Annotated in this window: 1 protein-coding gene; it reads left to right on the top strand. The window is 46.3% G+C overall.

What is annotated here, in order from left to right; translation table 11 throughout:
• Window positions 1-9 precede the first annotated feature (9 nt).
• Window positions 10-322, top strand: a 313-nt coding sequence (locus tag FH871_RS35390; protein WP_369008820.1) for a phosphate acyltransferase, incomplete at its 3' end; no start/stop codon positions are given.

Here is a 322-nt window from a genome sequence, read left to right as displayed (position 1 = left end):
CGACCTGCCCTGCAAATCATCAAGACCAAACCAGGTATCTCTCGGACCTCAGGTGTCTTCCTAATGAACCGTGAAAATACCAACGAGCGCTATATTTTTGCGGACTGTGCTATTAATATTGATCCTGAAGCGCAAGAATTAGCAGAAATTGCTGTTAATACGGCTGAAACAGCGAAAATCTTTGATATTGACCCGCAAGTGGCCCTGTTGAGCTTCTCAACCAAGGGAAGCGCCAAGGCTCCTCAAGCAGAGAAGGTTCAAGAAGCGACTAAGATCGCTAAGGAGTTAGCACCTGACTTGGCCTTAGACGGTGAATTACAAT

Origin of the sequence: Larkinella sp. C7 (assembly GCF_006149005.1) — a bacterium.
In the GTDB taxonomy this organism is placed as follows: Bacteria; Bacteroidota; Bacteroidia; order Cytophagales; family Spirosomataceae; genus Larkinella.
The sequence above is the reverse complement of the archived record's forward strand: the minus strand, read 5'-3'. Positions and strand labels throughout refer to the sequence as shown.